Annotated in this window: 8 protein-coding genes, 1 pseudogene and 1 riboswitch; of the genes and pseudogenes, 4 read left to right on the top strand and 5 right to left on the bottom strand. The window is 64.2% G+C overall.

What is annotated here, in order from left to right; translation table 11 throughout:
• The 4 genes from EN906_RS13915 to thiB all read right to left on the bottom strand — a co-directional run.
• On the bottom strand, positions 1-313 hold a 313-nt coding region (locus EN906_RS13915; protein ID WP_245484246.1), incomplete at its 3' end, for a M48 family metalloprotease.
• 320 nt (positions 314-633) lie between these two features.
• Positions 634-1416, bottom strand: a complete 783-nt coding sequence (thiQ, locus tag EN906_RS13910; protein WP_127267250.1) for a thiamine ABC transporter ATP-binding protein — start codon at positions 1414-1416, stop codon at positions 634-636.
• Positions 1409-3034 carry a thiamine/thiamine pyrophosphate ABC transporter permease gene (gene thiP, locus EN906_RS13905; protein ID WP_127270156.1) on the bottom strand — a complete coding sequence of 542 codons (1626 nt, stop codon included), beginning with the start codon at positions 3032-3034 and terminating at the stop codon, positions 1409-1411. The genes thiQ and thiP overlap by 8 nt, the downstream gene beginning before the upstream one ends.
• 251 nt (positions 3035-3285) lie before the next feature.
• Complete coding sequence (gene thiB, locus EN906_RS13895) at positions 3286-4284, bottom strand: thiamine ABC transporter substrate binding subunit (RefSeq protein WP_127270154.1); 999 nt, start codon at positions 4282-4284, stop codon at positions 3286-3288.
• Positions 4285-4327: 43 nt separating this feature from the next.
• A riboswitch (TPP riboswitch) is annotated at positions 4328-4442 on the bottom strand.
• Positions 4443-4529: 87 nt separating this feature from the next.
• Here thiB and EN906_RS13890 point away from each other — a divergent pair.
• From EN906_RS13890 to EN906_RS13875, 4 genes are read left to right on the top strand one after another with little or no spacing between them, the layout of a single operon-like run.
• Positions 4530-5174, top strand: coding sequence for a thiamine diphosphokinase (locus EN906_RS13890; protein WP_127270152.1), 645 nt, complete (start codon positions 4530-4532; stop codon positions 5172-5174).
• Between the two features lies 1 nt (position 5175).
• Positions 5176-6996 (top strand): ABC-F family ATP-binding cassette domain-containing protein, encoded by a 1821-nt coding sequence (locus EN906_RS13885; RefSeq protein ID WP_127270150.1) that lies wholly within the window; start codon positions 5176-5178, stop codon positions 6994-6996.
• A 58-nt stretch (positions 6997-7054) separates the two neighbouring features.
• Positions 7055-7297: a type II toxin-antitoxin system CcdA family antitoxin gene (locus EN906_RS13880; protein ID WP_127270148.1), complete on the top strand. Its 243-nt coding sequence runs from the start codon at positions 7055-7057 to the stop codon at positions 7295-7297.
• A complete protein-coding gene (locus EN906_RS13875; protein WP_127270146.1) occupies positions 7297-7596 on the top strand; it encodes a CcdB family protein in 300 nt (99 codons plus the stop codon). Before EN906_RS13880 ends, EN906_RS13875 begins: the two co-directional genes overlap by 1 nt.
• Positions 7597-7607: 11 nt before the next feature.
• On the opposite strand, the pseudogene EN906_RS38270 reads toward EN906_RS13875, so the two are convergent.
• Positions 7608-8631: pseudogene (locus tag EN906_RS38270) on the bottom strand (hypothetical protein); the annotation flags it as partial.

The raw sequence follows: 8631 nt of genomic DNA, 5'->3' as shown, positions 1-8631 counted from the left end.
GCGCCAGGAGGCCGCGGGTGATGTAGAGATAACCGCCCGGCAGCGCGAATGCGTTGACGTTGGGCGAATTTAGAATGGTGATGCGATAGGTCTGTGTCGGGTTGGCGGACACCACCGTCAAACTACCGACCACCTTGGCGACCATTCGCTCGAGCTTGGGGTCGGAATATTCACCGCCGTAAGTCGCCAGGATGCGCGGGTGCTGCGCCTTGGCCAATTCGGCGAGCTTGTTGTTGGCGCCGACATTGTCCACTGTGATCGGCTTGTCGGAAGGCTGGAAGCCGGATTCCTGAACTTCCGGCGGCGTGAACATCTGGCAGCTTGCCAACGCCACGGCAAAACCGGCCAGCGCGAGAAAACGCGCCAGCGGTTTCATTCCCAATGTGTTAGCGCCGATCGCCAGAACGGCTTCCTTTCGGGTCCCGGCGCATGACCACGAAAATCGGGGGCGATCTTCGGAACGTGTCATGCGCTATCTCAAACTGCTGCTGCATCCGTTGCCCGTCCCTTAGGGCGGGCGGCGGATACTGCAGGCAAATCACGGCCTGTGCCGGACCGGTAGGGCGACCTAGCCACACTCCCCCGGTCATGGCAAGCAAACGCCACATCGCCTGGAGCCGGTTTGACCGTAAATTATGTCCGCTTCCGGGCAACATCGCGTGATGTGGAATATCCAGCACCCGCGCCGATATAGCGCCGGAACGCCTCCGGACCAGCCCCGGTAAAGAAATCATCAGCCTTGCCGGTTGCGGCCACCAACCCATTGTCGACAAACACCATGTGCTCGCCGATGCGGCGTGCATCCTCGGGCTGGTGGGTGACAAATAGCACCGTCATGGCGCGTTCGGCATGAACGGCAGCAACCAGATTCAGCATCTCGTCGCGCAAAGCGGGTCCGAGCGAAGCGAATGGCTCGTCGAGCAGCAACACCGGTCGGTCGCGCACCAGCACGCGGGCCAGTGCGACGCGCTGGCGTTCGCCCCCGGAGAGCTCGCGCGGCAGGCGTTTCTCCTTGCCCGCGAGACCGGTGCGCGCAAGCGCCTCGGCGACCGCGGCGCGGTCCGCCTCGGTCAGTCCCAGGGAGGGCGAGCGACCGAGCCCGACATTCTGCTCGACGGAAAGATGCGCGAAGAGATTGTTCTCCTGGAACACCATCGACACCGGCCGCGCCGAGGCCGGCTCGGCGCTGACATCGGCCCCGCCGATCAGCACGCGGCCCGACTGTGGGGTCTCGAAGCCGGCGACCAGATTGAGCAGCGTCGACTTGCCCGAACCGCTCGGACCCATGATGGCGGTGATCTTCGCCGTGGCGAACTCGACGTCGAAGACAAGTGGCACCTCACCATAACTGAACGACACCTTGTCCAGCCGCACCGGCGCGCCCTTCTCGAGCCTGCTGGCCGCCCTCTCACGCATCGCGGACCTTCTCCCTTCCCAGCCAGTGCGCCGCCACGATCAACGCGAGACAGACGAGGCCGAGCAGCAGTGCCAGGCCGGCGGCATCCTCGGTGCGGTAGCTGCCCATCCGTGCCAGAAGAAGGTAGGGCAATGTCTGCACGGAATCACTGCCGAACAGGGCAATGACACCGAGATCGCCCAGCGACAGCGCCATGGCGAAAGCGAAGGCCGTGGCGAGCGGGCGCCGCAGCGACGGCCAGTCGACCAGCATCAGCCGGTTCCAGCCCGCAATGCCGAGCTGTGCGCAGAGCCGTTCGTGACGCTCGCTCGCCGCATCATAGGCGGGACGCACGGCGCGCAGGGCGAATGGCATCGCCATCACCGCGTTGACGGTGACGACCATGACCGGGGCGATGGCAAAGACATCGCCGGCATGGCGCAGCAACAGGAACCAGCCGGCGCCGACGACGATCGGCGGCACGACAAGGACAAAGCCGGCGCCTGTATCGGCAGCGTGTTCGAGCAGTGTCTTTGCGCCGGCACGGCGGTTCAGCGCCAGTGCCCGCCGCGCCATGGTCAGCGCCAGCGACAGCATCACCGAGAGCAGTGCCGACAGGAAGGCCAGCACCACGCTGGTCAGCGTTGCCTGCCGGACAGTGGCCTCACCGGCCAACCGGCCGAGATCCGCACCCAACCCGGCCATCACGGTTGCCGCCATCGGCCCAACGACGAACAGCAGCGCCAGGATGATGAGTAGCGCGTTCAACCAGGTCTCGCTCCGATGGACTGAGAGATACCGACGTTGCGCGACCGGCAAATTGGTGTCGCCGACCACATTGGCGCCCAGGCGCGTCAGGGCCAGCACAACGATAAAGGTCAGGGCAATCTGCAACAGCGTCAGTGTAACGGCCCGCGCGGGATCGAAATCAAAGCGCAGCGCCTGGTAGATGCCGACCTCCAGCGTCGTCGCGGCCGGCCCGCCGCCGAGCGTCAGCACGATCGTGAAGGATGTGATGCAGAGCATGAACACAAGCCCGGCGACGCCGGGCAATGCGGCGCGCAGCGTTGGCCATTCGATCAGCCGGAACGCCGGCCGCGCCGCCATGCCGAGTTGGCTCGCCAACCGCCATTGGTCGGCCGGTATGGTCTGCAGCGCCTCGAGGAACAGCCGCGTCGCCAGCGGCAGGTTGAAGAAGACATGGGCGACGAGGATGCCGGACAGGCCATAGATACCCGGCCAGCTTCCGCCGCCGATCAGGGCAAGCACGCCGGCGAAATAGCCGGCACGGCCATAAAGCGCCAGAATGCCGAGCGCTGCGACAATAGCCGGCAGCGCCAACGGCACGGCGAAGATCTGCAGGATGAAGGCGCGGCCGAAGAAACGTGGATGTCGCGACAGAGCCCGCGCCACGAACAGCGCCGGGATGGCCGAAAGCAGCGTCGAGAGCGCCGCTTGCCAGAGCGTGAAGCGAATGACGCGAAGCAGATAGGGATCGAAGGCTGCCCAGGCGCCCGAGAAATCGTGGGCGCCCTCGAAAAGCAGGCCGGCAAACGCGCCGCCGATCAGCAGCGCGATCGCGGCAAGCGCGACAATGCCGGCGCTGACGCGGGGATCGGCTGGATGGCGCGTACGCATCTCGCGCTATCCAACCCTGCGACGGGTATTGATCGAGGGGAATATCTGGCGAAGGCCCAGCCCACCCCCCTCTGTCCTACCGGACATCTCCCCCTCAAGGGGGGAGATTGCGCACTCAGCCGCCTTCGCTATTCTCAAGAGTGGCAGGACTAAGAGAGGCGATAAAGCTGCCGATATCCCCCCCTGAGGGGGAGATGGCCGGCAGGCCAGAGGGGGGCGGCTTGGCGCAAACATGCGACGCGGCTCGCGCCCTACTTGCTCATCACCGCAAGCCATTCATCGACCCAGGCCTTGCGATTGGCAGCGACCTCTTGCGGGCTGAACAGCAAGGTCTTGGTCGGCTTGACCAGTTTATCAAAGGCCGGATTGAGCGGCTTGTCGGTCTTGCCGGCCGGGAACATCCAGTTGGTCTCGGGAATGGCATCCTGGAATTTAGGCCCGGTCATGAAGGCCATAAACTTGGCCGCCAGCGGATTCTTGGCTCCCGTCGTGGTGATACCCGCCACCTCGATCTGCAGATACTCGCCCTCCTCGAAGGAGGCCGCCTGGTAGCGCCCGGTGTTCTCGGCGATCATGTGATAGGCCGGCGACGTCGTGTAGGACAGCACCATCGGCGCCTCGCCCTTGGTGAACAGCCCATAGGCCTCGCTCCAGCCCGGCGTCACGGTCAGCACCTTCGGCTTGAGCTTGGCCCAGGCCTCCGGCGCCTTGTCGCCATAAACCGACTTGACCCACAGAAGCAGGCCGAGGCCCGGCGTCGAGGTGCGTGGATCCTGGATGACGATCTTGTCGTCGGCACTGCCTTCGACCAGCTCTTTCAGGCTTTTCGGCGGGTTCTTCAGCTTCTCGGTGTCGTAGACGACAGCGAAATAGCCGTAGTCAAAGGGGACAAAAGTATCGTCGCTCCAGCCACCCGGCACGTTGACATCAGTTACGCCGCCATGCGGCGCGAACAAGCCTGAGGCCTTGGCATCGGCGGTGAGATTGGTGTCGAGGCCAAGCACGATATCGGCCTTGGTCGATGCGCCTTCCAATCTGACGCGGTTGAGCAACGCGACGCCGTCGGCGACCGAGACGAACTCGACATCGCAGCCGCATTCGGCCTCGAACGCCTTCTTCACCACGGGACCCGGACCCCAGTCGGCGGTAAAACTCTCATAGGTGTAGACGGTGAGCTTGTCCTTGGCCAAGGCCGGTCCGGACAAGGCCACGACCGTTGCTGAAACAAGAGCGTATAAAAGCGTGCGCATCGGCGCCTCCTTCGTTCGAATTGAAAGGAATTGAGGCGTCGGACTGTCCGAAACGTCTAATCCCTCCGCCGGTACAAACCGGATCAGGTTCAGCGGGTTGGCGAGACTGCCTCTCAGCCGGTCCGCGAAGATCGCGTCCGGCACCCCGTTAGAGCGTTTCGACACATAGGCCGGGCCGATCCGCCACGCAAGTGGGAGTTTGCCGCCTTCCGTTTCCCGTGCCGGGCTGGTAAGGGCCACACGATATGAGCACATTCACCATCCTGCTTGGCGGCGATCTCATCCGCACGCCACGGCTCGACCGTCAGGTCGAAGGCTCCCGCGTCATCGCCGCCGACGCCGGCATCGGCCATGCACGGCTGCTCGGCCTTGTCCCGGAGCTGTGGGTGGGTGATTTTGATTCCGTGCCAGCCAAGCTGCCTGACGATCTCGCTTCCGTGCCTCGCCGGACCTTCCCGGCGGAAAAGGACCAGACCGATGGCGAACTGGCCATCGCCGCCGCACTCGAGCGCGGCGCGACCCGCCTGGTGCTAGCAGGTGCTTTCGGCGGCAAGCGAGCCGACCACGCTTTCCTGCATCTGGCGCTTGCCTTGCGCCTGGCCGAAGCAGGGACCGATGTGCTCCTGACCAGCGGCGCCCAGGAAGGCATTCCCCTGCTGCGCGGAACGGCCGGCTTCGACTATGCCGATGGCACGCTGTTTTCGGTGCTCGGCTTTTCCGAGCTTGCCGGGTTGACCGTCACCGGCGCCAAATGGCCGCTGAACCACGTCAAGGTGGCCTTCGGTTCGTCGCTGACCATTTCCAACGAGATCAAGGGCCGCCTCGAAATCGCGCTCGGCCATGGCCGCGCGATGCTGCTCGCTCATCCCTATCCCTTACCTGAAAGCTGACATGGCCCCGCCTCTTCTCAACCTCGACGGGATAAAACTGACCTTCGGCGGCACGCCGCTGCTCGACGGCGCCGCCTTGACGGCTTCGGCCGGCGACAAGATCGCACTGGTCGGCCGCAACGGGTCGGGCAAGTCGACCCTGCTGAAGATCGCCGCTGGCCTGATCGAGCCGCAGGACGGCGAGGTGTTCCGCCAGCCTTCGGCAACTGTCCGCTATTTGCCGCAGATGCCCGACATGGAGGGCTTTGCCACTGTCCGCGCCTATGTCGAGGCCGGGCTTGGCCCTGCCGACGATCCCTACCGCGCCAGCTATCTGATGGAGCATCTCGGACTGTCGGGTGAGGAACGTCCGAACGATCTGTCGGGCGGCGAGGCGAGGCGTGCTGCCCTTGCCCGCGTCATGGCGCCGGAGCCAGACATCCTGCTGCTCGATGAGCCGACCAATCATCTCGACCTCTCGGTCATCGAATGGCTGGAAGAAGAACTCATCCGCACCTCCTCGGCACTGATCGTCATCTCGCACGACCGCCGCTTTCTCGAACGTGTGTCGCGCGCCACCATCTGGCTCGATCGCGGCCAGACCCGCAGGCTGGACAAGGGCTTTGGTCATTTCGAGGAATGGCGCGACCTAGTCCTGGAGGAAGAAGAGCGCGAGCAGCATAAACTCGGCCGCCAGATCGTTCGCGAAGAGCATTGGCTGCGCTACGGCGTGACGGCGCGGCGCAAGCGAAACATGCGCCGGCTCGGCGAGTTGCAGACCATGCGCCAGCGTTTTCGCGGCCATCGCGGTGCCGAAGGGTCGGCGACCATGGTGGCGAGCGACGCCGCCGAGTCCGGCAAGCTGGTGATCGAGGCGAAGAACATCGAGAAGAGCTTTGGCGATCTAACCGTGGTCAAGGGGTTTTCGACCCGCATCCAGCGCGGCGATCGCGTCGGCCTGGTCGGGCCGAACGGCGCCGGCAAGACGACGCTCTTGAAGATGCTGACCGGCGAGATGAAGCCGGACGCCGGTTCGGTGCGGCTCGGCACCAATCTGGAGATCGCCACGCTCGACCAGAAGCGCGAGGCGGTCGACCCGCAGGAGACGCTGGCGCAATATCTCACCGACGGGCGCGGCGAGAACCTCGTCATCAATGGCGAGCAGCGCCACGTCGTCTCCTACATGAAGGATTTCCTGTTCAAGCCGGAGCAGGCACGCACCCCGGTGCGCGAATTGTCCGGCGGCGAGCGGGCACGGCTCTTGCTGGCGCGCGTGCTGGCGCGGCCGGCAAACCTTCTGGTGCTCGACGAGCCGACCAACGATCTCGATATGGAGACGCTGGAACTGCTGCAGGAACTGGTCGCTGGCTTTGCCGGCACCGTCATCCTGGTCAGCCACGACCGCGATTTCCTCGACCGCACCGTGACCAGCCTGATCGCACCGGATGGTGACGGCCACTGGATCGAATATGCCGGCGGCTACTCCGACATGCTGGCGCAGCGCGGCGGCACCAGGCTGGACGACCGCAAGGCGCGCGCGAAGGCCGAAAACGGCGAAGCGCCAGTGACGGCCAAGAGTGAAGCGGCCGCGCCAAAGGGGCCAGCGAAGAAACTGTCGTTCAAGCAGAAATTCGCGCTGGAATCGCTGCCCAAGAAAATCGAGGCTGTGACGGCTTCGATCTCAAGGCTGGAGAACAACATCGCCGATCCGGCCTATTACGAGCGCGACCCGGCCTCGTTCCAAAAGACGATCGCCGCCCTCGACAAGGAGCGCGCTACGCTGGCGGCGCTCGAGGAAGAATGGCTGGAGCTGGAGATGTTGCGCGAGGAAATGGAAGGGTGAAGGATTGCGTGGGGGCTTTTATGCGCATAATCTAGGCGCATAAAAGGAGGCCATCTTTATGCTTCAATCGACGTCAAAACCTCAGCGACAATCTGTGAATACGTCCATCGACTCTCGGTTGATCAGCGATGCGAAAGCTTTGGGCATCAATATCTCACGCGCCGCCGAAGAGGGCATTGCAAAAGCAATCTCGGCAGAAAAAACGCGCCGATGGCAGGAAGAAAATAAGGAAGCCATCGACAGCTCCAATGAGTATGTCAGACGCAACGGACTGCCACTGGCCAAACACCGGCCGTTCTGATGGCGCGTTATGATTTCTATAGGAATGCCGCGGGCGGCGGTTATCTTCTCGACGTGCAATCAGACCTTCTTGAAGGACTAAGCACCAGGATCATCATTCCGCTGATGCCGCCCAAGATAGCCCCGGTTCCTGGTCGCCGATTAAACCCGACCTTCACCATAAACGGCAAAGATCATGTGATGGTCACCCAGTTTATGTCAGCCTTCTCTGCCTCGGAATTGCCGGATCCAGAGGGAAGCCTTTCCAGGCACCACGACGACATCGTCGCCGCGCTCGACATGCTGTTCCAAGGCTTCTGAACTGCTCCTTCTCAGCCAGCCGTCTTGGCCTGCCAGGCCTTGATCGCCTCGTCGAACACCTTCTCGCCGGGAATGCCCTTTTCCATGGTCAGCAGTGCCCGCCGTCCGGTCTTGTAGACGACCGGTACGTCGATCCAGTCCTGGCCGCGAAGCAGGGTCATGTTGGCGTCTTCGTCGGCCTTGGTATCGTTGAGCGCGACGAGGAAGAAGCCGTCGGCGATCTTCGCCGGAATGCCGATCAACGGGCTGCCGGCATCCTGTTCCGAACCCTTCATGGCGACGCGCAGGATGTTGTCGACACCGCCGCCCTCGAAACCGTCGGGCGTCAGGAAGATCATCTCGATGATATGGCTGGCCGGCAGTGTCTGATCGGTGTTGCGGCGGATGGTCATGCGCAACTGGATGTCCTTGCCGGGAATGGTGGCCTCGGCACGGATCGCCGGCTCCGGCGGCAGGTCGCCACCGGGCGATTCCTGCACCAGCGACCAGACGATATTGCCGGGCTCGGCGGAGCCCTGGGCGGTGCTGGTGCGCTCCTCGTAGAAGATCGCCTTCTGGCCGACAGGCAGAGCGGTTTCCGCAGGCGCAGCTGCCGGTGCGGGCGGCGTGCCGGCAGCATCGGGCGGCGCTGCCGGGGCAGCTCCGTTGGCAGGCGGCGTTGCGGGGGCGGCACCTGTAGCGGGGGGCGCTGCCGCGGCAGGTGTGCCTGCGGCCGGAGCGGAAATCGCCGGTGCGTTCGTCGCCGAGGGCGGCGTGGTCAGCGCGGCGACCGATTCGCCTTCGCCGATGCCGCTTTGGCCACCGGCCGGACCCGGGTCGACTTCACTGCCCTGCGGCGTCAGCCGCTGCGTGAATTTCGTGCTTTCGGCCTCCGTGCCGCCAGCCGCGGGCGCCGGAGGCGTTGCCGCGGCATCGGTTGCCGGCTTGGCAGGCGCTGGTTTCACCGGCTCGGTCTTGGCGACCTGATTGCCGCCAAGCCCAAGCATTTTGCCGAAGGCATCCTTGTTCAGCCAGATTCCGTAGCCGCCGCCGGCT

The sequence above is a fragment of the Mesorhizobium sp. M7A.F.Ca.CA.004.06.1.1 genome (assembly GCF_003999135.1).
Lineage (GTDB): Bacteria > Pseudomonadota > Alphaproteobacteria > Rhizobiales > Rhizobiaceae > Mesorhizobium.
Note: the sequence above shows the minus strand (reverse complement) of the source record. Positions and strands in the feature narration are given on the sequence as shown.